Annotated in this window: 24 protein-coding genes and 1 tRNA gene; 11 read left to right on the forward strand and 14 right to left on the reverse strand. The window is 63.9% G+C overall.

Annotation, left to right across the window (positions count from 1 at the left end; all coding sequences use genetic code 11):
* Positions 1-6: 6 nt before the first annotated feature.
* Together BMI85_RS18250 and mbfA are read right to left on the reverse strand one after the other, a co-directional pair.
* A complete protein-coding gene (locus tag BMI85_RS18250; protein WP_078550887.1) occupies positions 7-924 on the reverse strand; it encodes an AEC family transporter in 918 nt (305 codons plus the stop codon).
* 199 nt (positions 925-1,123) lie between these two features.
* Positions 1,124-2,101 carry an iron exporter MbfA gene (mbfA, locus tag BMI85_RS18255; protein WP_078602299.1) on the reverse strand — a complete coding sequence of 326 codons (978 nt, stop codon included), beginning with the start codon at positions 2,099-2,101 and terminating at the stop codon, positions 1,124-1,126.
* Between the two features lie 155 nt (positions 2,102-2,256).
* Between mbfA and BMI85_RS21495 the strand changes: the two genes are divergently transcribed.
* A complete protein-coding gene (locus tag BMI85_RS21495; RefSeq protein ID WP_158522192.1) occupies positions 2,257-2,421 on the forward strand; it encodes a hypothetical protein in 165 nt (54 codons plus the stop codon).
* Here the strand turns inward: BMI85_RS21495 and BMI85_RS18260 are convergent.
* Positions 2,418-3,323 (reverse strand): rhodanese-related sulfurtransferase, encoded by a 906-nt coding sequence (locus BMI85_RS18260; RefSeq protein ID WP_078570743.1) that lies wholly within the window; start codon positions 3,321-3,323, stop codon positions 2,418-2,420. The two genes, BMI85_RS21495 and BMI85_RS18260, sit on opposite strands and share 4 nt — an antisense overlap.
* A gap of 115 nt (positions 3,324-3,438) precedes the next feature.
* Here BMI85_RS18260 and pncA point away from each other — a divergent pair, with 115 nt between their 5' ends.
* Both pncA and pncB read left to right on the forward strand, forming a co-directional pair.
* Entirely contained in the window at positions 3,439-4,038 is a 600-nt protein-coding gene (gene pncA, locus BMI85_RS18265; protein WP_078602300.1) for a bifunctional nicotinamidase/pyrazinamidase, read from the forward strand.
* A gap of 3 nt (positions 4,039-4,041) precedes the next feature.
* Complete coding sequence (gene pncB, locus BMI85_RS18270; protein ID WP_078602301.1) at positions 4,042-5,349, forward strand: nicotinate phosphoribosyltransferase; 1,308 nt, start codon at positions 4,042-4,044, stop codon at positions 5,347-5,349.
* Between the two features lie 4 nt (positions 5,350-5,353).
* Here the strand turns inward: pncB and BMI85_RS18275 are convergent, their stop codons facing one another.
* The 7 genes from BMI85_RS18275 to dapF all read right to left on the reverse strand — a co-directional run bounded on the left by BMI85_RS18275 (position 5,354) and on the right by dapF (position 12,152).
* The gene (locus tag BMI85_RS18275; RefSeq protein WP_246832594.1) at positions 5,354-6,835 is read right to left on the reverse strand and encodes an inorganic phosphate transporter; all 1,482 of its coding nucleotides are present in this window, start codon (positions 6,833-6,835) and stop codon (positions 5,354-5,356) included.
* A gap of 90 nt (positions 6,836-6,925) precedes the next feature.
* Positions 6,926-7,384 carry an NUDIX hydrolase gene (locus BMI85_RS18280; protein WP_078602302.1) on the reverse strand — a complete coding sequence of 153 codons (459 nt, stop codon included), beginning with the start codon at positions 7,382-7,384 and terminating at the stop codon, positions 6,926-6,928.
* Positions 7,366-8,343 carry a phosphotransferase gene (locus BMI85_RS18285; protein WP_078602303.1) on the reverse strand — a complete coding sequence of 326 codons (978 nt, stop codon included), beginning with the start codon at positions 8,341-8,343 and terminating at the stop codon, positions 7,366-7,368. Before BMI85_RS18285 ends, BMI85_RS18280 begins: the two co-directional genes overlap by 19 nt.
* A complete protein-coding gene (locus BMI85_RS18290) occupies positions 8,340-9,602 on the reverse strand; it encodes an aminotransferase class III-fold pyridoxal phosphate-dependent enzyme (RefSeq protein WP_078602304.1) in 1,263 nt (420 codons plus the stop codon). The genes BMI85_RS18285 and BMI85_RS18290 overlap by 4 nt, the downstream gene beginning before the upstream one ends.
* Positions 9,592-10,014 (reverse strand): alternative ribosome rescue aminoacyl-tRNA hydrolase ArfB, encoded by a 423-nt coding sequence (gene arfB / locus BMI85_RS18295; RefSeq protein WP_078602305.1) that lies wholly within the window; start codon positions 10,012-10,014, stop codon positions 9,592-9,594. The genes BMI85_RS18290 and arfB overlap by 11 nt, the downstream gene beginning before the upstream one ends.
* Positions 10,015-10,056: 42 nt before the next feature.
* The gene (gene mtaB / locus BMI85_RS18300) at positions 10,057-11,319 is read right to left on the reverse strand and encodes a tRNA (N(6)-L-threonylcarbamoyladenosine(37)-C(2))-methylthiotransferase MtaB (RefSeq protein WP_078602306.1); all 1,263 of its coding nucleotides are present in this window, start codon (positions 11,317-11,319) and stop codon (positions 10,057-10,059) included.
* Positions 11,316-12,152, reverse strand: a complete 837-nt coding sequence (dapF, locus tag BMI85_RS18305; protein ID WP_078602307.1) for a diaminopimelate epimerase — start codon at positions 12,150-12,152, stop codon at positions 11,316-11,318. The genes mtaB and dapF overlap by 4 nt, the downstream gene beginning before the upstream one ends.
* Before the next feature lie 106 nt (positions 12,153-12,258).
* On the opposite strand from dapF, the gene BMI85_RS18310 reads away from it, so the two are divergent.
* A tRNA-Lys gene (locus BMI85_RS18310) sits at positions 12,259-12,334 on the forward strand.
* A 76-nt stretch (positions 12,335-12,410) separates the two neighbouring features.
* Here the strand turns inward: BMI85_RS18310 and fliP are convergent.
* From fliP to fliF, 4 genes are read right to left on the reverse strand one after another with little or no spacing between them, the layout of a single operon-like run.
* Positions 12,411-13,151 carry a flagellar type III secretion system pore protein FliP gene (gene fliP / locus BMI85_RS18315; protein ID WP_078602504.1) on the reverse strand — a complete coding sequence of 247 codons (741 nt, stop codon included), beginning with the start codon at positions 13,149-13,151 and terminating at the stop codon, positions 12,411-12,413.
* 37 nt (positions 13,152-13,188) lie between these two features.
* Positions 13,189-13,467 carry a FliM/FliN family flagellar motor C-terminal domain-containing protein gene (locus BMI85_RS18320; protein WP_078522277.1) on the reverse strand — a complete coding sequence of 93 codons (279 nt, stop codon included), beginning with the start codon at positions 13,465-13,467 and terminating at the stop codon, positions 13,189-13,191.
* Positions 13,460-14,056 (reverse strand): hypothetical protein, encoded by a 597-nt coding sequence (locus BMI85_RS18325; RefSeq protein WP_078602308.1) that lies wholly within the window; start codon positions 14,054-14,056, stop codon positions 13,460-13,462. Before BMI85_RS18325 ends, BMI85_RS18320 begins: the two co-directional genes overlap by 8 nt.
* Entirely contained in the window at positions 14,056-15,681 is a 1,626-nt protein-coding gene (gene fliF, locus BMI85_RS18330) for a flagellar basal-body MS-ring/collar protein FliF (protein ID WP_078602309.1), read from the reverse strand. Before fliF ends, BMI85_RS18325 begins: the two co-directional genes overlap by 1 nt.
* A gap of 122 nt (positions 15,682-15,803) precedes the next feature.
* On the opposite strand from fliF, the gene BMI85_RS18335 reads away from it, so the two are divergent.
* The 7 genes from BMI85_RS18335 (at position 15,804) to flhA (ending at position 23,427) form a co-directional block, all read left to right on the forward strand.
* Complete coding sequence (locus tag BMI85_RS18335) at positions 15,804-16,295, forward strand: flagellar basal body-associated FliL family protein (RefSeq protein WP_078602310.1); 492 nt, start codon at positions 15,804-15,806, stop codon at positions 16,293-16,295.
* An 11-nt stretch (positions 16,296-16,306) separates the two neighbouring features.
* A complete protein-coding gene (locus BMI85_RS18340) occupies positions 16,307-16,660 on the forward strand; it encodes a hypothetical protein (RefSeq protein ID WP_078522273.1) in 354 nt (117 codons plus the stop codon).
* Complete coding sequence (locus BMI85_RS18345; RefSeq protein WP_078602311.1) at positions 16,657-17,259, forward strand: hypothetical protein; 603 nt, start codon at positions 16,657-16,659, stop codon at positions 17,257-17,259. The genes BMI85_RS18340 and BMI85_RS18345 overlap by 4 nt, the downstream gene beginning before the upstream one ends.
* A gap of 77 nt (positions 17,260-17,336) precedes the next feature.
* Entirely contained in the window at positions 17,337-18,206 is an 870-nt protein-coding gene (gene motA, locus BMI85_RS18350; protein ID WP_078522271.1) for a flagellar motor stator protein MotA, read from the forward strand.
* The gene (locus BMI85_RS18355) at positions 18,203-20,512 is read left to right on the forward strand and encodes a hypothetical protein (RefSeq protein ID WP_078602312.1); all 2,310 of its coding nucleotides are present in this window, start codon (positions 18,203-18,205) and stop codon (positions 20,510-20,512) included. The genes motA and BMI85_RS18355 overlap by 4 nt, the downstream gene beginning before the upstream one ends.
* 219 nt (positions 20,513-20,731) lie before the next feature.
* Positions 20,732-21,343: a transglycosylase SLT domain-containing protein gene (locus BMI85_RS18360; RefSeq protein ID WP_246832596.1), complete on the forward strand. Its 612-nt coding sequence runs from the start codon at positions 20,732-20,734 to the stop codon at positions 21,341-21,343.
* A complete protein-coding gene (gene flhA, locus BMI85_RS18365; protein WP_078602314.1) occupies positions 21,343-23,427 on the forward strand; it encodes a flagellar biosynthesis protein FlhA in 2,085 nt (694 codons plus the stop codon). Before BMI85_RS18360 ends, flhA begins: the two co-directional genes overlap by 1 nt.
* The last annotated feature ends 25 nt before the right edge of the window (positions 23,428-23,452 follow it).

Consider the following 23,452-nt stretch of genomic DNA (forward strand, 5'->3'; position numbering starts at 1 on the left):
GCCTCCTTAGCCGTGAACCCAATGGATGACCGCCGGAACCGTGAGGATCGAGACGGCGGTCGAGACGAGGATGGCGGCCGAGACGCGCTGCGGCGCCACCCCGAAATGCTGCGCCAGAATATAGACATTGCCCGCGACGGGAAGGGCGGCGGCGGCGATCATCACGCCTGCTGCGAAGGGGTCGACATCGAAGATCAGAAGCGAGGTGATCGCGATCGCGGCCGGATGCAGGAAGAGCTTGCCGAAGGACAGCCAGACGGCGGGCGCAGGCTTCTCGGCCGATTTGCCCGCAAGCGAGGCGCCGATGGCGAACAGCGCGCCCGGCGTCGCGGCGGCGCCGAGGATCGTCATGAACTCCGACAGCGGGCCCGGCATCGGCAGTTTCAGCCCCGCCCATGCAAGCCCCGCCACCATCGAGACGATCATCGGGTTCTTCACCAGCCCCAACGCGATCGGCGCGAGCGAGACCTTCCCGTGCCGCGCGGCGGTGATGAAGATCGTGATGATCGAGGAGAACACGATCAGATCGCAGCTCAACACCATCAAGACCGGCCCCACCGCTGCCGGTCCCAGCAGCACCACCAGCATCGGCACGCCGAGAAAGCCGGTATTGCCGGTCATCGAGGTATGCGCCTCCATCGCGGAAAGCGCGGTGGGCAGCTTGCGCGCCTTGGCGACGGCGAAAGTGATCAGCCAGACCGCGCCCGATCCGGTCAGATAGGCGAGGATGAACTGCGGATCGACGAGCGCGGCCAGATCGAGATTGGCGGAGAATTTGAACAGCATCGCCGAGAGCGCGAAGTAGAAGACGAATTTCGTCAGCCACGCTGTCGCCTCGGCGGTGAAAAAGCGGATCTGCCCGGCGAACCAGCCAAGCCCGATCAGGGCAAAAAAGGGCAAGGTCTTCAGAAAGATCTCAAGCATGGCCAAGGGCTAGCATGCGGTTTTGGCAAGTGCCAGCTATGGAATGAGGACTGCGCGCCCGTGGCGGGGTCGGGAAGCCTCCGGCGGGGATATTTTTGCCAAGCCGAAAGCGAAGCGCCCGTCTTCGCCTTGGCTCAAATATCCCCCGCGGAGCGTCCCGCATGTGCCCCTGGCGCGCGGGGCAAAGCGCAGGTCAGCGTCAGCCGCCGCCGATCAGTACACCGGCTGCGAAGACCAGCGCGCCGCCGAGCACGACCTGGAAGGCCGCGCGCAGGAAGGGCGTTTCCATGAAGCGGTTCTGGATCCAGGCGATGGCCCAGAGCTCGATGAACACGACGATGATCGCGATGGTGGTGGCGGTCCAGAAATCGGGGATCAGGTAGGGCAGCGCGTGGCCAAGGCCGCCCAGCATGGTCATCACGCCCGAGGCGATGCCGCGTTTGATCGGCGAGCCGCGGCCCGAGATCACGCCGTCATCATGCGCCGCTTCGGTGAAGCCCATCGAGATGCCCGCGCCGACCGAGGCCGCGAGGCCCACAAGGAAGGTGGTCCAGGGGTTTTGGGTCGCGAAGGCGGTGGCGAAGATCGGCGCGAGGGTCGAGACCGAGCCGTCCATCAGCCCGGCGAGCCCCGGCTGCACCCAGGTCAGGATGAACTGGCGATGAGCCTGACGGTCTTCTTCTTCCTTTTCGCTCTCGGGCAGGTGGGTCGAGGTCAGTTCCTCGGCCTTTTGCTCGTGACCGAGTTCGGCCGCGGCGAGATCGCCCAGCAACTCGCGCGTGCTGGCATCGGAGCTACGCTGCGCTGCGAGCGTGTAGAACTTGCCCGCCTCGCGCTCCATCGCCTCGGCCTCGCCGCGGATCGTGTCGAGCGAGAGGTTCTTGGTCAGCCAGATCGGTTTGCGGTTGTAGAAGCCCGCGACATGCTCGCGCCGGATCAGCGGGATCACATCGCCGAAGCGGTCCGTGTGCCGCGCGATCAGGAGGCGGCGATGCTCGTCTTCCTCTTTTGCCATCTCGTCGAAGATCTTCGCGGAAGCCGGATATTCGGCGCGCAGATGTTCGGCATATTGGCGATAGATGCGCGCGTCGTCCTCCTCGGAGGAGATCGCGAGCGCAAGCACTTCCTGTTCAGTGAGATCGTCGAAACGACGGCGTGACGCGAAACCGGGAAGCATGGGAGGCCCTCTTTTTTAGAACGGTTCTAAAATATGCAGAGTTGCGTCCAGCGCAAGGCAGTATTTCGAACTGATCAGTTCATTTAGGCTTGATTTCCGAACCGAACGGTTCATATTCAATTCCGAACCAAGTAGTTCAGTTATGGAGAACCGCTATGAAACGTCTCGCTTACGCCCTTGTTCTGTCTGTGTTTGGCGCGACCGCCGCATCGGCTGGCATCGGGGATTTCTCGCTGCCGCGTCTGGACTTCCCGACCACCGGGGCTCCGACCGTCACGCAAGGCTGCAACGATCTGACGCAGGTCTGCGCGGATAATTAATCGCGTCCGAGATGCGCTTCGCCCCGCTCGGCGGCGAGGCGCATCTGACGTTCGCGCTCGCGGAAGCGGTCGCGATCGGCATCGGAATACTCGCCGATGCAGCGGTGACAGGAGACGCCTTCCTCGTAATCGGGATGGCGTTTGTCTTCCGCGGAGACCGGGCGGCGACAGGCGTGACAGCTGTCGTAATCGCCCTGTTTCAGCCCGTGGCGCAGGCTCACGCGCTGATCGAAGACGAAGCAATCGCCCTGCCAGAGCGAGCCGTCTTCGGGCATGTCTTCGAGATATTTCAGGATGCCGCCCTTGAGGTGATAGACCTCGGGCACCCCTTCCGAGAGCAGGAAATTCGTCGATTTCTCGCAGCGGATGCCGCCGGTGCAGAACATCGCGACGCGCTTGTTGTGGAAGCGATGCGCGTTGTCGCGCCACCATTGCGGAAATTCGCGGAAGCTCTTCGTGCCGGGATCGATGGCGCCCTCGAAAGTGCCGATCTCGATCTCGTAATCGTTGCGCGTGTCGATCACGACCGTGTCGGGCGAGGAGATCAGCGCGTTCCAGTCCTGCGGCTCGACGTAATGGCCGACGCGGGCTTTCGGATCGATATCGGGCTCGCCCATCGTGACGATCTCACGCTTGAGCCGAACCTTCATCTTGCCGAAGGGCATCTCGGCCGCCGCGCTTTCCTTCCATTCCAGATCGGCACAGCCCGGCAAGCTGCGGATATGCGCCAGCACCGCGTCGATCCCTTCGCGGGTTCCCGCGATGGTGCCATTGATCCCTTCGCGCGCGATCAGGAGCGAGCCTTTCACGCCATTCGCGCAGGCGATCTTCGCCAGCGGGGCCTTCAGGGCCTCGGGGGACTCGAACCGGGTGAAATGGTAAAGGGCGGCAACGGTGAACATGGGCCCCGCATTAGCGCCGTGCGGGGGCGTTAGGCAAGAGCCGTTGCGCATGCGTGCCGTTGACCACAGGGGGTGCGCGGCCTACCCATGGGAAAACCCTGCGGGAGGTAAAGTGATGACCAAAGCCCTGATCGTGATCGACGTGCAAAACGATTTCTGCCCCGGCGGCGCGCTGGCGGTGTCGAGGGGCGACGAGATCCTTCCGCGCGTGAACACGCTGATGACCGAGTTCGAAACCGTGGTTCTGACGCAGGATTGGCACCCCGCGGATCACGCCTCTTTCGCGAGCCAGCACGAGGGGGGCGCCCCCTTCACGCAGGTGCATATGGAATATGGGCTGCAGACCCTCTGGCCGGATCATTGCGTGCAGGGCAGCAAGGGGGCGGAGTTCCACCCCGATCTCGCCGTCGACCGGGCGCAGCTGATCATCCGCAAGGGGTTCCGGCGCGGCGTCGACAGCTATTCGGCCTTCTTCGAGAACGACCACACGACGCCGACCGGGCTTGCGGGCTACCTGCGTGACCGGGGCGTCGAGGATCTGACCTTCGTGGGGCTCGCCACCGATTTCTGCGTGGCGTGGTCCGCGCTGGATGCGGCGAAGCTGGGTTTCCGCGCGACGGTGATCGAAGGCGCCTGCCGGGCGATCGATCTCGATGGGTCGCTGCAGGAGGCGCATAGCGAAATGCGCTCTGCCGGTGTGAAGCTGGAGGCCTGATCCATGGTCGACATCGCGAGCCGCGTCTATAACCACAAGTGGAAGATCGATCCGATCGTGCGGTCCCTGATCGACACGGATTTCTACAAGCTGTTGATGTGTCAGTCGATTTTCCGCAACAAGCCGGAGACGCGGGTCAAGTTCAGCCTGATCAACCGCAGCAAGTCGATCCGGCTGGCGGAGTTGATCGACGAGGCGGAACTGCGCGAGCAGCTGGATTACGCGCGCTCGCTGAAACTGTCGCGCGGGGAGAGCACATGGCTGCGCGGCAACACGTTCTACGGCAAGCGGCAGATGTTCCGCTCGGATTTCATGGAGTGGTTCGAGGGCTATCAACTGCCGCCCTACCATCTGGAAAAGCGCGACGGGCAGTACGAGCTGACCTTCGAGGGCAAGTGGCACGAGGTCATGCTCTGGGAGATTCCGGCGCTCGCGATCCTGATGGAGTTGCGCGGCCGGGCGGTGCTGAACACGATGGGGCGTTTCGAGCTGCAGGTGCTTTATGCGCGCGCGATGACCAAGGTCTGGGAGAAGATCGAGGCGCTGCGCGAGCTGGACAACCTGCGGATCGCGGATTTCGGCACCCGGCGGCGGCACAGCTTCCTGTGGCAGGACTGGTGCGTGCAGGCGATGCTCGAAGGGTTGGGAGATGTCTCCGAAGGGGGGGCGTTCACCGGCACGTCGAACTGTCTGGTCGCGATGCGCCGCGACATCGAAGCGGTGGGCACCAACGCGCATGAGATGCCGATGGTCTATGCGGCGCTGACCAATAGCGACGCCGAACTGGCGAAGGCGCCTTACAAGGTGCTTGCCGATTGGCACGAGGAGCATGACGGCAACCTGCGCATCATCCTCCCCGACACCTATGGCACGAAGGGATTCCTCGACCATGCGCCGGATTGGCTGGCGGGCTGGACCGGCATCCGCATCGATTCGGGCGACCCGGCGACGGGGGCCGAGATCGCGATCGACTGGTGGAAAGCGCGCGGCGAGGACCCGCGCCAGAAGCTGGTGATCTTCTCTGACGGGCTGACCGTCGACAAGATCCGCGAGTTGCACGCGCAGTTCGCAGGCCGGGTGAAGGTCAGCTTCGGCTGGGGCACGCTGCTGACGAACGACTTCCGCGGGCTGGTGCCGAATGACGCGCTCGCGCCGTTCAGCCTTGTGTGCAAAGCAGTCGAGGCGGACGGACGCCCGACGGTGAAACTGTCGGACAATCCCGCGAAGGCGATGGGCCCGGAGGACGAGATCGCCCGCTACAAGCGCGTCTTCGAGGTCGGCCAGCAGCAGGCGATGAAGGTCATGGTCTGAGCGGTCAGGTGATCGCGTTCAGGATCAGGTAGACCACCGCCGAAAGCGCGGCCGAGGCCGGCACGGTGACGATCCACGCCGTGGCCACCGTCATCATATGCGAGCGGCGCACCAGCAGGCGGCGCTTGCGCTCTTCCGGCGGGACGGGCTTGCCCTTGCGGATACCAAGCTCGCGGGCGCGTTTCTCGGCATGCCATTCGCGATAGAAGCCGACGCCGAAGATGCCGCCGACCGCGATATGGGTCGAGGAGACCGGCAGGCCCAGCCACGACGCCACGATCACCGTGATCGCCGCCGAGAGCGCCACGCAATAGGCGCGCATCGGGTTGAGCTTGGTGATCTCGTTGCCGACGAGGCGGATCAGCTTGGGTCCGAACAGCAGCAGGCCGACGGAAATCCCCAGCGCGCCCACGGCCATCACCCAGAACGGGATGCCGACCTGCGCCGCGATATCGCCCTGCTCGACCGTGTGCACGATGGCCGCGAGCGGGCCGACCGCATTGGCGACGTCATTCGCGCCATGGGCGAAGCTCAGCAGCGCGGCAGAGACGACGAGCGGCAGGCCGAACAGCGTCTTGAGCGACTTCTTGCGGTTCTCCATCCCCTCGGACTGGCGGCGGATCATCGGGATCGTGACGAGCCATCCTATGACACCGACGACGAGGCCGATCAGGACCGCTTCGACAATCGTGATCTTGAACAGGTGCTTGAGGCCCTTGAGCGCGAGATAGGCAGCAAAGGCCCCCGACATGATGCCGATCAGGATCGGCACCCATCGGCGCGCGGCGGCGATCTTGTCATCGACATAGATCACCTTCGTCTTGATCAGCGCGAGGAAGGCGGCCGCGATCACGCCGCCCATCACCGGAGAGATCACCCAGCTTGCCGCGATCTTCGCCATCGAGACCCAATCGACCGCCCCGAAGCCCGCAGCCACGATGCCCGCGCCGACGACGCCGCCGACGATGGAATGGGTGGTCGAGACCGGCGCGCCGAGCCATGTCGCGAGGTTCAGCCACAGGGCCGCTGCCAGCAGGGCCGCCATCATCGCCCAGACGAAATGCCCGGAATCGGGCAAGGCGGTCGGTTCGATGATCCCCTTCGCGACGGTTTTGACGACATCGCCGCCTGCGACGAGCGCGCCGAGGCTTTCGAAGATGGCGGCGACGATCAGCGCCCCGATCAGCGTCATCGCGCGCGAGCCCACGGCGGGGCCCATGTTGTTGGCGACGTCATTGGCGCCAATGTTCAGCGCCATATAGGCCCCGATCGCAGCGGCGGCGATCACCACCAACTGGCCGGGCTGCCCGCCCACCAACACGGCGGCCACCAGACCGACGAGCACGATGAAGGCCAGCGCGATCCCCGGCGCGACCATGCCGCGCGCCACGAATTGCCCGGCACTTTCGACGCGCCCGATCCGCTTGAGATCCTTGTCGAGCGTTTTCCACTGATTGACGCGGGACTCGTTGTCTTGATTGGCCACCGTCACGAACCTGTCATCTAATTGTCAGAAGTCCGCGCGGGCCTAGCGGGTTTGACCCGTTGTGACAAGGCATTCGACGCCATTCGGGGCTCAGAGCTTGCGCAAAAGCTTCTGCAGCCCCTCTTCCGCGACCAGCTTCGAGGCCTGCTTGGGCGCGAACCATTTGCGCTTGCGCTGATGCTCTTCGGGAAAGGACTTCATCAGGGTCTCGACCCGCATCGGGAAGACGACGACATCGGTGGGCGTGGCCAAGCCGCTATCGAGGATCTTGTCGTAGCGGAACGCCCCTGCGGGCTCCTTGTCGATCTTGCCGACCGCCCCGGCCTCTTCCCAAGCCTCCTGCTTGGCCGCACCGGACAGCGAGCGGCCCCGCATCGGCCAGCCTTTCGGGATCACCCAGCGCCCGGTGTCGCGCGAGGTGATCAGAAGAACCTGGGTCTTGCCGTCTCGGATTCGCAGACAGAGCGCTCCCACCTGCAAAGAGGCGGGGCGATACCCCAGCAAGCCCTTCGCGACGGATTTCGCCCATTTCATCGACTGGTCTCCCATGGCGGCGTACGGTTCTCCAAATGCTGTGCGAGTTCAAGCGCACGCTCTAAATATAGTCTTTGGCGCGGATCGGAACCCGGTGCCCGGGTCACAATCCAGCCAGCAGACGCGAAGGCTCTCAGCGCCACGAAAAGCGGCAGAAGTGCCTCCTGATCGGGCGGAAGCGGGCGCAGGCTGCGATAGCCCTCGACGAGTCCTGCGGCCTGTTCGCCCCAAAGCGGGTCGCCCCAGCCCTGCACCAGCGCCGTCGCGAGGTCGTAGAGCCGATAGCCCGGCCCGCAATCGTCGAAGTCGATCAGAGCCAGCCCGTCCGGGGTCGACAACACGTTCTCACGCAGGCAATCGGCGTGGATCGGGCCGTAGTCCTGCGCCTGCGCCAAGAGCGCACGCGCAAGATCGCGGCCCGAAGACAGCGTTGCGGCCTCAACTTCCGAAAGCTGAGGATGTTCCCAGAAACGTCCCCAAAGCGGATGCTCCCCCAGAAACCCTTCGCCATCCCACGGGTTCCGGTCGAACCCGTCGGGCGGGGCGGCATCGCTGCTGATGTGCAGTTGCGCGATCAGGCGACCCAGCGCATGAGCCTCGGCGCGCACTGCCTCGGGCGAGCCGGACAGCGGTTGATCGCCAGCGCCGATCGGCGCGCCATCCAGCCACTCCACGCAGGAGGTCACGCGGTTTCGCACGCTGCCGGTCAGCGCCCCGTTCAGCGCACGCACCGGGCGCGGCACCGGCATCCCCTGATCGGCGAGGCTTTCGCACCAGCGCAACTCGGCCTCGATCCCTTCGCGACCCTGATAGCCGGGACGGTGCAGCCGCAGCGCGACATGGCGGCCATCCTTCAGATGCGCCTCGAAGACGATATTCTCGCGATTCTTCACCAGACGCGGCGGCGCGCTCGCCTGCCCCCAGGAATAGAGGGCGGAGTCCGCCATCGCCTGTGCGGTCTCGTCCGAAATCATGCCGGAAGCTCCTCGAAACTCTGCGCAAGTTTCTCCAGCATTTCATCGGCATCGGCCCGATTGAAGACCATCGGCGGCCGGATCTTGAGAATGTGTTGTGCCCGGCCCACCCGGCCCATCAAGACATGGCGCTCGCGCATCGCCTCGACGATCCGGCCCGCGGCTTCGCTGGCGGGTTCGCCGTCTTGCGCAAGCTCGATCCCGAGGAAGTACCCCAAGCCGCGTGTGTCGGCGATCAGCGGATGGGACAGCTCGCGCAGCCCTTGCAGAAGGTAGTCGCCGACCTGCGCCGCGTTCTCCTGCAAACCTTCGTCTTCGATCACGCGCAAGGTCTCCATCGCCGCGGCGACCGAGACGGGATTGCCGCCGAACGTGTTGAAATAGCCGAAGGCCTCGCGGAAGGCGGCCATCACTTCGGGCGTCGCCACCAGCCCCGCGACCGGATGACCATTGCCCATCGGTTTGCCCATCGTGACCACGTCGGGCGTGAAGCCCAGCCATTCGTGGCCCCAGAAATGCGAACCGATCCGGCCAAATCCCGGCTGCACCTCGTCGCACAGGATCAGCCCGCCCGCGCGGCGGATCACCTCGACCGTCGGGTCGAGGAAACCGGGCGCGATGCCGGGCATCCCTTCATTGGCGAAGATCGGGCAGAGCATGAAACCCGCGAAGCCGTGGCCGCTCTCTTCGAGCTCGGCAATCGCTTGGGCGACATTCGCGGCGAAGCCCTCCGGCTGCGCCTCAAGCGATCCGCCCAGAGGCGCGAGACTGTCGGGCGCGGGCACCCGGCGGATATGGTCCGGCCAGCCCCCGATCGGCGGGCGGCGGGTCGAGAGATGCGCCACGGCGGTGGTGTTGCCGTGATAGGTGTTGTCGGTCGCGATGAAGCCGCGCTTGCCGGTCACCGCCTGCGCCATCCGCAAAGCGACATCATTGGCCTCGGACCCGGTGCAAGTTATCAGAAGCTGGCCGTCAAAGCCGAACTTGCCCAGCAGCGCCTCGGCATAGTCGAGGATACCCTCATGCAGATAGCGCGTGTGGGTGTTCAGCGTCGCCGCCTGCTCGCAGATCGCCTTCACGATGCGCGGGTGGCAATGGCCGCAATGGGCGACGTTGTTATAGGCGTCGAGGTAGCGCTGGCCATCGGCGTTGAAAAGCGAGCTGCCCTGCCCGCGCACGATCTCGACCGGGCGGTCGTAGAAGGTCGGCACGTTCGGCCCCAAAAGCCGTTCGCGCCGCGCCAAAAGATCATTCCCCATCCGAGACCTTCCCGCGCAGTGCTTTCTTCTCGCCGTGAATCGCCTTCGCCTTCAGCCGCCGCTTCTTCGAGCCGAGCGTGGGTCGGGTCGGGATGCGTTTCTTGGGCTTTTCGCAAGCCTTGCGGATCATCTCGGCGAGGCGGTCGCGCGCGATCTCGCGGTTGCGCGCCTGACTGCGCGTGTCCTGCACCAGCAGCAAAAGCGCGCCGTCGCTGGTCCATCTGCGCCCCGCGATCCGGCGCAGGCGCTTCTTCACCGGTTGCGGCAGGTGCGGCGAGCGTTCGGCCTCGAAGCGCAGCTCCACTGCGGTCGAAACCTTGTTCACATTCTGCCCACCGGGGCCCTGGGCCCGGGTGAAGCTCTCGGTGATTTCCCAATCCTCGATGGTTATCTGATCGTTGATCCGCAGCATGGGCCACAAGCTAGCTCACGCTGCGAAAAACGAAAGCCCCCTTTACCCCGCCAGCAACCGCGCCCCGTCATGGCCGGTGATGCGCACGGTCATCAGCGTGCCTTCGGGCTGGTCCGCTTCGAACGCCACCTCGGCAAAGCCTTCGGTGCGCGCGACGCGCGGGGTTTCGGTCAGCACGAGCTGTTCGGTGCCGAGCTGCGCGTCGAGATGGGCCGCCAGCGCGGCCTCGCCCTTCGCGCGCAGCCGGGCCGCGCGTTCCTTGACGATCGGGCCCTTCACGGCGGGCATCCGCGCGGCGGGCGTGCCCTTGCGCGCGGAATAGGGGAAGACATGCAGGAAGGTCAGGCCGCAATCGTCGACCAGCCGCAGGGAGTTCTCGAACATCTCCTCGGTCTCGGTCGGGAAGCCCGCGATGATGTCCGCGCCGAAGACGATCCCGGGACGCAGCTTGCGCGCCTCTTCGGTGAAAGCGATGGCGTCGTCGCGCAGGTGACGGCGCTTCATCCGCTTGAGGATCATGTCGTCGCCCGCCTGAAGGCTGAGATGCAGATGCGGCATCAGGCGCGGCTCGGTGGCGATCGCCAGCATCAGGTTCTCATCGGCCTCGATCGAGTCGATGGAAGAGATGCGCAGGCGCGGCAGGTCCGGCACGAGGCGCAGGATCCGCATCACCAGATCGCCCAGACGGGGCTCGCCCGGCAGGTCCGCGCCCCAGGAGGTCAGATCGACCCCGGTGAGGACGACCTCGTTGAAGCCGCGATCCACGAGGCGCTTGATCTGCTCGACCACGACGCCCGCCGGCACCGAGCGCGAATTGCCGCGCCCGAAGGGGATGATGCAGAAAGTGCAGCGGTGATCGCAGCCGTTTTGCACCTGCACATAGGCGCGATGGCGGCCGAACCCGTCGATCAGGTGACCGGCGGTCTCCTTCACCGACATGATGTCGTCGACCATCACGCGCTCGGTCTCGCCGATGAAATCGGGGCCTTGCGGGGCGAGCTGCGCCCAGGTGTCGGCCTGCATCTTCTCGTGATTGCCGATGATCTTGGTGACCTCGGGCATCGCGGCGAACGTCTCGGGCTCGGTCTGCGCGGCGCAGCCGGTCACGATCACCGGCACGTCCGGGTTCTCGCGCGACAGACGGCGGATCTCCTGCTTGGCCTTGCGCACGGCCTCGGCGGTCACGGCGCAGGTATTGACGACCACGGCCCCTTCGAGCCCGGCGCCTGCAGCCAATTCCTTCATCGCCTCCGTCTCATAGGCATTGAGACGGCAGCCGAGGGTCGAGAAAACGGGCGGTTTCATATCGCGTCCAGATAATCTTGGGTGAGGGTCGCATCGAAGACATGCGCGGTGGGGCCGGTCATCCAGACGCCATCGTCGCGCCAGTCGATCTCCAGCTGGCCGCCATCGACATCGACGAGGACGCGCTTGCCGGTGAGCCCCCGCAGATGCGCGGCGACGGCGGTTGCGCAGGTACCCGAGCCGCAGGCGAGCGTGATGCCGGTGCCGCGCTCCCAGACGCGCATCCGCAGATGGTCGGGGCCGATCACGCTGGCGAATTCGACATTGGTGCGCTCGGGGAACAGGGGATCATGCTCGATCACCGGGCCCTGGCGATCCACTTCGACCGCCTCGGCGTCGTCGACGAAGAAGACGCAATGCGGGTTGCCCATGCCGACCGCGATCGGGTCGCCGCCCAGCGGCAGATGCGCCGGATCGATGCCGGGCAGAATCGGAATTTGCGCCGCTTCGAGAATCGGCGCGCCCATATTGACCGAGACCATCCCGTCCTCGCGCCGCACCGCGGCAAGCTGGCCCCGTTCGGTCAGAAGCGTGACATCGGTCCGGTCGAGCTGGCGCATCATGTAATCACTCACGCAGCGAGTCGCATTGCCGCAAGCGCCGGCCCGCGTGCCGTCGGAATTCCAGAATTCGAGCGTGAAATCAGCCCCTTGTGCAGGGCGGATCACGGCAAGCTGGTCAAATCCCACGCCGCGATGCCGATCGCCCAGCGCACGCGCGAGCGCAGGCGTAACCGGATCGTCGCCCTCACGGGCGTCGATCACGACGAAGTCATTGCCGAGCCCATGCATCTTCATGAAGGGCAGTCCGGTCTGTGTGCGCTTTGTATTCATGGCGCGCGATATACGCCCGCGCCAAGGTTTTTTCCAGATGTGCAATTTTTGTGAATTTTATGCCTTGACCCCCCCGGCGGGGGTTTGTAGAGACGCGCCCTGTGATGGGCCGTTAGCTCAGTTGGTAGAGCAACTGACTTTTAATCAGTGGGTCGCAGGTTCGAATCCTGCACGGCTCACCATCACCCTCAGAAACCCGGGCTTCGGCCCGGGTTTTTGCGTTTCTGGACCTGCGGTTATGCGGCCCAGCCTCCGGCGTCAGAAATAACTGCGTACCAAGGCCCCCGAGAGCAGCACCCAACCGTCCGCCACCACGAAAAAGGCGAGCTTGAAGGGAAGCGCCACGACCGCGGGCGGCACCATCATCATCCCCATCGACATCAAAACCGCCGAGACGACGAGGTCGATGATCAGAAACGGCAGGTAGACGAGGAAGCCGATCTGGAAGGCGCGGGTGACTTCGGACAGCATGAAGGACGGCACGAGGGTCGAGAGCGGCGCGCCTTCAAGGCTTTCCGGTGCGGGCGTGCCGCTGCGCAGCTCGGCCAAGGCCGCGAACGTGTCGGGGTTCGTGCGCCCGGCCATGAAGGTGCGGAAAGGCTCGATTCCCTTGGCGAACGCCTCCTGCCAGTCGATCGTGCCGTCGATCAGGGGCTGGCCCGCGACGCGCCAACTCTCGAGGAAGACCGGCTCCATGATGAACCATGTCAAGAAAAGCGCGAGGCTGATGATCAGCATATTCGGCGGCGATTGCTGCAACCCGAGGGCTTGACGCAGAATCGACAGCACCGTGACGATGAACGGAAAGGCCGTGACCATGATCGCGAGCCCGGGCGCGAGGCTGAGCAGCGTGATCGCCGCAATGATCAGCAAGGAGCGGCCCGCGAGGCTATCGCCCTCCCCGACAGAAAGCGTAATGTCCTGAGCCTGCGCGGGCAGCGCCGCGAGCGTTAAGGTTAATGCCGCGAGCAGGACCAGCCAAAGCGCAGGCAGGCACATCTTGGCGTTGCCGGGGGAGATCGGGCGGGGGCGCATCTCACAACCCGTTTTGCAGATCGGCCACTTCGGTAAGCCGCACCGCAAGCTGTCCGTCGCTGCCATCGATCTCGGTCAGCTCGCCGCGCGCGATCAGCTTGTCCCCGACATACAGCTCCACCGGGTCCTCCACTTTCCGGTCGAGCGGCAGCACGGCGTCGCGCTTCAGGCGCAGTAAATCGCGCACCAGCGGGCGGGCCTTTCCGACCGAGATGGTGATCTCGATCGGAACCTGCGTGAAGGGATTGGCGGTCGAAGCGTCCGGCGCGGTCTCATTCATCGGGCTTGTCCTTCGCGGTGGCGGTGAAATAGGTCGTGACCGCGCGCGAAATGGCGGCGGTGACGGCGTCGAGATCGACGCGGGTCTCGGTATCGGCGAAGCGCAGATAGACTTGGCCCTCGCCAAGGCTGGGCTCTGCCGCGAAGACGAGTGGCAAGTCTGCACGTGGCGCGAGCGCCTCTTGAATCTGCGGCAATGCGGACGGATTGCCGACCACCGTGATCGGCGTCGCGCAGAGATCCTCGGCAATCGGCATCAACTGCTCGGCCACGACGGGGCCAAGCGACGCGCGCGCAAGCTCGGGCAACAGCTTGCCGCAGATCTCGACCAGAAGCGGCTCGAGCGCGTCGAGCATGTGCTGGCGCGCTTCGTGATAGGTGAAGCCCAGCGCCTGAAGGTTGCGCCCCAGATCGGCGTGGAGCCGCGCGGTTTCCACATTCTGCGCGGCAACTGCATCGTCCCACCCGGCCTGATATCCGGTCTCGAAGGCGGCCAGCTTGGCCTCTTCCAACTCGGCGGGCGCGAGCGCGATTTCCCCCGCCTCTGTCGAGTTGGGCTCAAAGGATTCCAGTTTCAGCCTTTGCCCCATCATGCTTTCTCCGATGGCTCTTCCATCCAGTTACGCAGGATTTCGACGGTTTCCGCCTGCCGCTCCTCGATCATCTTCTTCAATCGGTCGACGGGATCGGCGGGTCGGTCGAGGTCGAAATCCGCCTGTGTCGCCATCGGCAGGTCACCGAGGTCGAAATCGGACACCAGCTGCATGTTCATGTCGGGCATCTCCCCATCGTCTATCTCACCGGTGAGCGCCATCGACGCCGTGGAGCCCTCGTCCGAGGCGCTGGGCGCGGGCAACTCCGCCGCGCCTGCACGCGATTTCTGCAGCAGGATCGGGCGCGCGACGAAAAGACCAAGCACGAGCGCGACGATCGCAAGGACCGCGATCTGGATGATCTGCGTCAGATCGAGCGCCATGCTGTCGATGAAGCCGGGCCCTGCGATGGTTCCCGCGTCTGGCAGCGCCTCGAATTGCATCGACCGCAGGGTGATCACGTCGCCACGCGCCTCGTCGAACCCGACCGCCGAGGCGACGAGTTCGCGCAGATCGGCCAGTTCGGCATCGCTGCGTGGCTCCCAGCTTGGCGTTCCATCCGGGTTAGTCCCGCGCACCCCATCGACGAGCACGGCTACGCTGAGCCGCTTGAGTGCGCCGGGCGCGCGCAGCAATTCGCGCCGCGTCTCCGACACCTCGAAATTGGTGCGCGCGCGGGTCTCGCTCGTGCGGCTTTGCGATTTCCCGGTCTCGCCGGTGCCGTTATCGGGCAGATTCGAGGCCACGGTCGTTGCCGGTGGCGTGGTCGAGTCGGAGGTCTTCGAGGTCTCCGACGTATCGGTGGAAATCGCCACGCGCCCCTCCGGGTCGAAGCGCCTTTCGGTGATCGCCTCGCGCTCTGTCGCGGTGTCGAGCGCCACTTCGACCACGACGTTTCCGGACCCCACACGCGCCTCGAGCAGCCGTTCGACATTCTGCTTCAACGCTTGCGCGCGATCTTCCCCGCTGCCGGGCAGCGCGGGATTGTCGTTAAAGGGAATGAGCCCGCGCGCCGAATCGATCACCGAGACATCTTCGGGCGTCATGCCGGTCACCGCCGAGGCCACGAGGTAGCGTACCGCCTTCGCCTGTGCACCGCTCAAGCCCCCGAGCGTCGGCGTGATCGTCACCGAGGCGGTCGGCTCGGGTGTTCCGCGAAACGGCATATTCGTCGGATGCGCGATATGCACCCGTGCCGATCGGATCGACGGCACGGCGGCGATCGTTCGCGCCAATTCCCCCTCTTTCGCACGCCAATAGGCCGCGTCGAACATCTGCGAGGTCGTGCCGAAACCCGACAGCGAATCGAGCAGCTCATAGCCCGCCCCGCCGCTTGCGGGCAGACCTTGCGAGGCAAGTGTCATCCGCAATTCGTCGCGCTGCGGCGCGGCCACGAAAATCGAATCGCCACGCACCTCGTAGGCCACACCGCGCTGTTCGAGCGCCGAGATCACCTCCCCCGATTCCGCGCTGCCAAGCCCCGCGTAAAGCAGCGCAAGCGTCGGCTTCGACGCGATCGACCCGATGGCGAAAACCGTGGCGATCATGGCGATCACCCCAAAAACTGCGGCGAGTTTCCTGCGCATATCCAGGCCGGCCCAAGTGTCGATGAGTTGCTGCAAGACGAATCTCCAAAGAGCGGGCGTTCTACCCGAGCGTCGCAGGCACCTTCCCTTAATGCGATTAACAATCGGTTAGTCCGACTCGGGTATTCCAAGTCTCGAACCGCAACAGCGAGGCCCCCATGACGGACGCCACTGCCGAGGCCGAAGAGCCACCCAAGAAAAAGTCCAAGCTGATGCTCCTGATCGGTCTCGTGCTCATGCTGTTGCTGGGCGGCGGGGGGTTCTACACGGTCTATTCGGGGCTGATTCTCGCGCCTCCGGACACGGCGCACAGCGCCGCCGGACCGGAGGCGCCCACGCCCGAGGCGCTTCCCGATATCGCCTATGTCGCACTCGAACCGCTCGCGATCACGCTGAGCGGGGCATCCGCGCGCCATCTGCGTTTCGCAGCCGAGCTTGAGGTACCCAGCGCCTATCAACATGACGTGGAGCTTTTGAAGCCGCGCGTGATGGACGTGCTGAATGGGTATTTGCGCGCGGTCGATGTCAGCCTTCTGGAGGATCCAAACGCGATGATGCGCCTGCGCGCGCAGATGTTGCGGCGGGTGCAACTGGTCACCGGAGACGGGCGCGTGCGCGACCTTCTGGTCATCGAATTCGTGCTGAACTGAGGGAGAGAGCAATGCAATTCCTTGCTGAAATCACATCCGGACTCGCGGCCATGGCGGCGGCGATTTATTGCTTTGTGCTCGCCCGCAGGCTCAAACGGTTCAATCAGCTGGAGACCGGGATGGGCGGGGCGATCGCCGTGCTGTCCGCACAGGTCGATGACATGACGCGCGCGCTCGAGCGGGCGCAGGCGACCGCGGGCACGTCCGAGCGGCAATTGCGTGCCCTGACGGAACGTGCAGAAGCAGGTGCGGAGAAGCTCGAACTGCTTCTGGCTTCCCTGCACGATCTGCCCGAAGACGGCGAACCGCGCCGCCGTGTGCTGCGCCGACGGCATCGGGAAACGGATATGGAGGCGGCGCAATGAGCCGGCTGCCCAAGCGCAAACCCGGCCGTCGCAAATCCCGCCCGGGCCGCGGTGCTCTCTGGATCATCGCCGCGCTTTTCGTCCTGTCCGGCGGATTGCAGCTTGCGCAATTCGGAGCCTGGGCGCGCGAGGCGACCGGCCCCGCGCATGAGACCGAAGCGGCGAAACCGGAAGACGATTGCATCGACGACGCGGGGTTCATGGCAATGCTTGCAGATCTCAAGGTGCGAGAGGCGAAACTCGTCGAACAGGAGGGGGTGCTCAGCGACCGCCGCAATGCGCTCGCTCTCGCGGAAACCCGGTTGGAAGCGCGTCTGAATGATCTCGTCGCGGCGGAAGAGGCGCTGTCCAAGACCGTGGCCGTGGCAGATGGCGCGGCCGAGAAAGATGTCGGAAAGCTCGTCGCCCTTTACGAGAACATGAAGCCGAAACAGGCCGCCCCGCTTTTCGCCGAAATGGACCCGAATTTCGCCGCAGGTTTTCTCGCACGGATGCGCCCCGCTGCTGCAGCGGCGGTTATGGAAAGCCTCGAGCCGAAAACGGCCTACGCGATCAGCGTCCTGATGGCGGGTCGCAACGCAGGCGCGCCCCGCGACTGAGGCAGACGTTAAGGGTCTTGGGCATTTCTTAAACCGAATCATTCAAAGTCGCCCAAGAGAAACGGAAGGGGCTTTCCATGATCGGCATCATCGGCATCGTGATCATCTTCGCGATGGTTTTCGGCGGCTATGTCGCGGCGGGCGGGAAGATGGGGATCATCCTGAAATCGCTGCCCTTCGAGATGATCATGATCGGCGGCGCCGCCGTCGGCGCCTTCGTTCTGTCGAACGACATGGCCTCGATCAAGCACACGCTGAAGGATGTCGGAAAGGTTTTCAAAGGACCGAAATGGAAGCCCGACGACTACCGCGATCTTCTTTGCCTGTTGTTCGAATTGATCCGGCTTGCCCGTCAGAACCCCGTCGCGATCGAAGAGCATATCGAAGACCCGGAGAGTTCTTCGATTTTCGGGAAGTATCCGAAAATCCTGCACGATCACGAGGCGATCGACATCATCTGCGATACGATGCGATCGGCCTCGATGAATTACGACGACCCCATGCAAGTGGAAGAGGTGCTCGATAAGCAGCTCGAGGCGAATTACCACCACGCCATGCATTCGAGCCACGCGATGCAGTCGGTTGCCGATGCTATGCCCGCGCTCGGGATCGTCGCGGCGGTGCTCGGGGTGATCAAGACCATGGGGTCGATCGACCAGCCCCCCGAAATTCTCGGCAAGATGATCGGCGGCGCGCTTGTCGGGACCTTTCTCGGCGTGTTCCTCGCCTACGGGTTCATCGCCCCCTTCGCGAGCCGGATGAAGGGGGTGATCGACGAAGACAGCCACTTCTACAAACTGATCCGCGAGGTGTTGATCGCCAACCTGCACAATCACGCAACCAATATCTGCATCGAGGTCGGTCGCCAGAACACGCCCCACCACATTCGCCCAAGCTTCTCCGACCTCGAGGAGGCCTTGAAGTCGGTGAAATCGGAGGCGGCATGAGGTTCTGGATCGCGCTTCTTTTTCTGCTGCCCTTCACTCCAGCTTATGCCACGCCAATTCCGGTCAAATCGGGCGAACATGACGGCTTTTCCCGCCTCGTGGTCTATCTGCCCGCATCGGCCAGTCGGGCTCTTGCACCCGTAGATGGAGGTTTTCGCCTCGCGACCGACGCATCAGATCCGCAATATGCGTTTCAGAACGTGTTCGAGTTGATCCCGCGTGACAGGTTGAAAGCACTTGTGGCTGAGCCCGATGGCACGCTTCTCCTGAAACTCGCATCCGGAATCGTTCCCGAAACCTTTTCTCTCGAGAGCGGTGCATTCGTCATCGACCTCAAGAATATCCCCCCAGATGAAGCCGCGCTGTCGCCAGCTGCGGCAGTGCGCGATCGGGCCAAATCTTCGCCGACGAATGCGCCGCGGCCATCCACCCCGCCGCGCCAAAAAACCGTTCAGCCCGTCGCGATTGGACGGGACTATCTCGACCTCTTCTGGCAGCCGCCACATATGCGCGAAGCCACCGCTGCGCCGGTGACGATCTCGGATGGCGCGCCTAAACCGCAAATCCCGCCGAAACCGGATCCGCGACTTGATGGCATTGAAGAGAGCCTCTTACGCCAGATTTCGCGGGCGGCATCGCAGGGGCTCGTCTCGGCTCAGGTAAAGCCTCCAGAAGTCCAGCCCGAAAAAAGCGGGCAAGAAGCAAAGTCTCCTGCAAGCAAGGCGGCCCCTGAGAGCGATTATGATCCGATAGGTCCACCCCCTCCGACACCTCCGCCGTATCTCGCCGTCGACTCGATGACCGTGATCGATCGCGATCATCTTGTCACGCCACCCCAGCCGCAACTGGAGGTATCCGCATGCCCTCCCGATCGATATTTCGACCTCGCGAGCTGGATCGACGAGCGCCCGGCTTTCGCGCAGATCAGCGATGCACGCCGTGATCTTTTGGGCGAATTCGACGTCCCCAACCCGCGTAAGGTGATGGCTTTGGCAAGGCTATACATCGCCTTCGGCTTTGGGACGGAATCCCGCGCGCTTTTGCGCGACATGGGTAAGGATGGTCCTGGCAAAGATGCTCTGCTCTTTGTCGGATCGGTTCTCGATCAGGACCCTGCCGCCGCCGCATCGCCGCTCGCGCGGCTCACAGATTGCGATGGTGCGGTCGCGCTTTGGGCTTTCCTTGCATCAGACCCGCCGCCCGAAAAACGAGATGTCGCATTCGCCGCGCTCCGCCGAAATTTCGAAACACTTCCGGCGGATCTGCGACGGTCTCTGGCGCCAAAACTTGTGGCTCGGCTCACGCAGATTCGGGCAGCGGATGTGGCGCGGTCTCTCGAACCTGCAGTCAGCCGAGTAACCACGGAGGATCGAACTGCGCTTGATACAGTGGAGGCGGAAATCCAAGCGAAAGAAGCGGTTCCACAAGCTTTGGGTAACCTTGAGGCGCTTTCGAAGACGAATTCAGAGCAAGGGTTGCGCGCGTTGATCTTGTGGCTCAACGGCCAGATCGATGCAGGCGGAGAGGTCGATCCGGCAGCTCTCGCCAATGCTGAGGCGCTCGCCTTCGAACTCGCCAAAGCGCCAGAGGCACCGGAGCTGCGGCGCATCGCTGCGATCGGGCACGCCGCGAATTCCGAATTTCCTAAAGCTTTTGAGATTTATGCCGATCCGACCACGATCGCGGACCCAAACGGCACGCTCGCGGCAATATTCACACGGTTGGTTGGTCAAGCCAGCGACGCTGTCTTCCTTCGAACCCTCTACGACGAATTGCCACTCGCCGAGGAAGTCGCGCGGATACCGGACCTGCGACATGAATTGGCTGGACGCGCAATCTCTCTGGGAATGCCGGCAGTCGCCGTGCGCCTCCTCGGCAAGGCCGCGCCATTGACGGAGCAGGACAAAACTCTGCTCGCTCGGGCAGCGCTTCTTGAGTTGGACCCTGCAGCTGCTCTCGCCCATCTGAAAGACCTCGGCGGTCAGCAAGTCGAGCAACTCCGGGCGGAGGCTTTATCCCGGCTCGGTCGACACAACGACGCGCGTGCCGCCTACCTTCGCGCGGGCAATCCAGAAGATGCGCGCGCACAATCCTGGCATAAGGGCGACTGGTCAAACCTGGAGACCTCGCCCGATGCGGTGGAGAAGCAGTTTTTGGAAACCTTCGGTGCGGCGCCTTCGCCTGGGACGGAGATCCAAGGCGGCCCGATCACTCAGGCGCGCAGCCTCTTGGAGCGAAGCCAAGCCGAGCGGGAAACGCTGTCGAAAATGCTCGACCGTCTTGCCCTGCCGACCGCACAGGAATGACGTGCACAAACGGCGCAAACGGTTTCTAAATCTTTGGCCGCTAGGTCTGGGTTTGCAAGAATTGCACTGCAAAGGGAAAATCCCATGCCTTGGTTTCGGCGGGCTCTGTATGTTCTCTGTCTAACCCTCGTTCCGCTATCCGCGGCGGGGCAACCCCAGCTATGCGAGGCCGCCGCGAAGCAAGCCTCGCGCGAAAGCGGCGTTCCTTACGCGGTGCTCATGGCGATCTCGCTAAATGAGACCGGACGAAAAGGCGCGGATAGCTTCGAGCCGTGGCCGTGGACAGTGAATATGGAAGGCGCTGGGCACTGGTTCGACAACCGGGATTTGGCGCTCGCTTACGTTTTCAAGGAATTCAAACGCGGCGCGCGAAGCTTCGACGTCGGCTGTTTCCAAATCAATTTCAAATGGCACGGGCAGCATTTTTCATCGATCGAAGGCATGTTCGACCCGTTGGAAAACGCCCGATATGCGGCGCAGTTTCTGAAATCGCTCTACGCAGAAAGCGGTGACTGGAAGAAGGCGGCGGGCGCCTATCACTCGCGCACGCCCGAACATGCGAATAGCTATGCGACACGCTTCGCCCGGTTTTACGCGAAACTCGAAGGCAGGAGCGGCCCGAACGACGTGATGACCACTTCCGCCGCTGCGGCCAGTCCACTGCCTGATATTCCCGACATCGTGCTGGCACAAAGCGCGTCCCAAACACAACGCCGAGAAAACCGCTACCCGCTTCTGCTCAGGTCGAAAGACGCAGACCCGCCCCGGGCGGGCGGTGCCCCGGGGGCCTCCCTGTTCGCGCGTGCCGCGCGGAAAGCGCAGGGGATGTGATGGCGCCGCCGCTCCTACAACGCGCGTTTCAGCCAACGATCCTGCTGGCACTCGCGCTGATGGCGGTCATCGCGATGATGATCCTTCCGGTGCCCTCCTGGATTCTCGACATCGGTCTCGCGACCTCGTTCGCCCTCGCGATCCTGATCTTCACCGTCACCCTTTTCATCGAACGTCCGCTCGATTTCTCCGCCTTTCCCACCATTCTCCTCGCGACGCTCATGCTGCGGCTGTCGCTCAACGTTACCTCGACGAAACTCATCATCGGAAACGGACACACGGGCACGGGTGCGGCGGGCGGCGTTATCGAAGGGTTCGCGAATTTCATCATGAGCGGCTCAGTCCTGATCGGGCTGGTCGTGTTCTGCGTGATCCTGATCGTGAATTTCATCGTGATCACCAAAGGCGCGGGACGCATGGCCGAGGTCGGCGCGCGCTTCGCCCTCGACGCGATGCCGGGTAAGCAGCTCGCGATCGACAGCGACATGAATGCGGGCGCGATCGACCATGCCGAAGCGCGAGAGCGGCGCGAACGCGAGCAGGCGGAAACCACCTTTTTCGGCTCGCTCGACGGGGCATCAAAATTCGTCAAAGGGGACGCGGTTGCCGGGTTGTTAATCACGATGCTCAACCTCGTGGTCGGGCTGCTTATCGGCACCGTCGTGCATGGAATGCCGCTCGATCGCGCGCTTGAGACCTATGCGATCCTCACGGTCGGCGACGGCCTCGTCAGCCAGATACCGGCGGTCATCATCTCGATCGCAGCGGCCATTTTGCTCTCGCGCGGAGGGGCGAAAGGCTCCACCGATCTGGAGTTGTTCCGCCAGCTTGGTAAATATCCGGCCGCCCTGACCACCGTTGCGGTCTTGATGGCGCTTTTCGGTCTCGTGCCGGGCCTCCCCTTCGTGCCTTTCACCGCGGGAGCCGTCATCCTCGGCACGGCAGCATATATGCTGCGGCGCGCGGAGCGGGCGCGTGCCCGGCGCGAGGCGATGAAAATGCCCGCGCCGGAGACCGGGCCGAAGCAGAAATCCATGGGTGACGTACTCGACATCGACGATATCCACGTCGAGTTCGCCCCGGATCTGGTCAAGATGGCGCTCGATCCGGCGACGGGTCTGGACGCGCGCATCTCCAACATGCGCAATCACGTCGCGGCGAATTTCGGATTGATCCTCCCGGAAATTCGCCTGACCGACGACGCAACCTTGCCGCCCGGTCATTACCGCATCCGCGTTCAGGGGGTGGAGCAGGCACGCGATCGGCTGATGCCGGAGCATGTTCTTGCGCTGATCGCGGACAATCGCGATTTTCTGCCTGACGGTGAGGAGGTCCGCGAACCGGTGTTCCACGCGCCCGCGCTTTGGGTGCCCGCCCATCAGCAGGAAGACGCGGCGCTCGCCGGCTCGACGGTGGTCGGGCCGACGGAGGTGCTCGCGACGCATCTTCTCGAAGTGATCAAGGCGAATTTCTCGCGGCTGATGACGTTGCGGGCGCTACGGCGGCTGCTCGACGAAGTCGCAAATCTCTCCGATCCGACGCGCGCGCAGGCCAATCGACGCGTTCTCGACGAGCTCATTCCCGACAAGGTGTCGATCGATCTTCTGCTTTCGGTGTTAAGGCTATTGCTCGATGAACGGGTCTCGATCCGCAACCTTCTGCTGATCGTCGAGGCGATCTCGGAGGCGCGTCACCAGCAAAGCCCCGAGCAGATTTGCGAACATGTGCGCCAACGCCTCGGCTTCCAGCTGGTCGCCGATCTACGTCGCGAGGACGGCACGATCCCCCTGATCCAGCTGGCGCCCGATTGGGAGGAACGCTTCGGAAAATACACGATCGGGGGCGAGACGGGCAGCGATGTCGCCTTGCCACCTGATCTGTTCAACAAGCTGGCGGCGAATATCGCCGAAAAACTCGCTGGGGCGGCCCAAGCGGGGACCTTCCCGGCACTGGTCTCTTCAGGGCGCAGGCGGCGTTTCTTGCGCACGGTCATCAACGCGAAAGGGCTGAACGCGCCGGTCCTGAGCTACGAAGAAATCGGCCTGGAGGCGCGGCCCGCGATGGTCGGACAGGTCCCTGCATGAGCCCGTCGCTTCTCGATCTGCTAAG

Source organism: Thioclava sp. DLFJ4-1 (assembly GCF_002020145.1).
Taxonomy (GTDB): Bacteria; Pseudomonadota; Alphaproteobacteria; order Rhodobacterales; family Rhodobacteraceae; genus Thioclava; species Thioclava sediminum.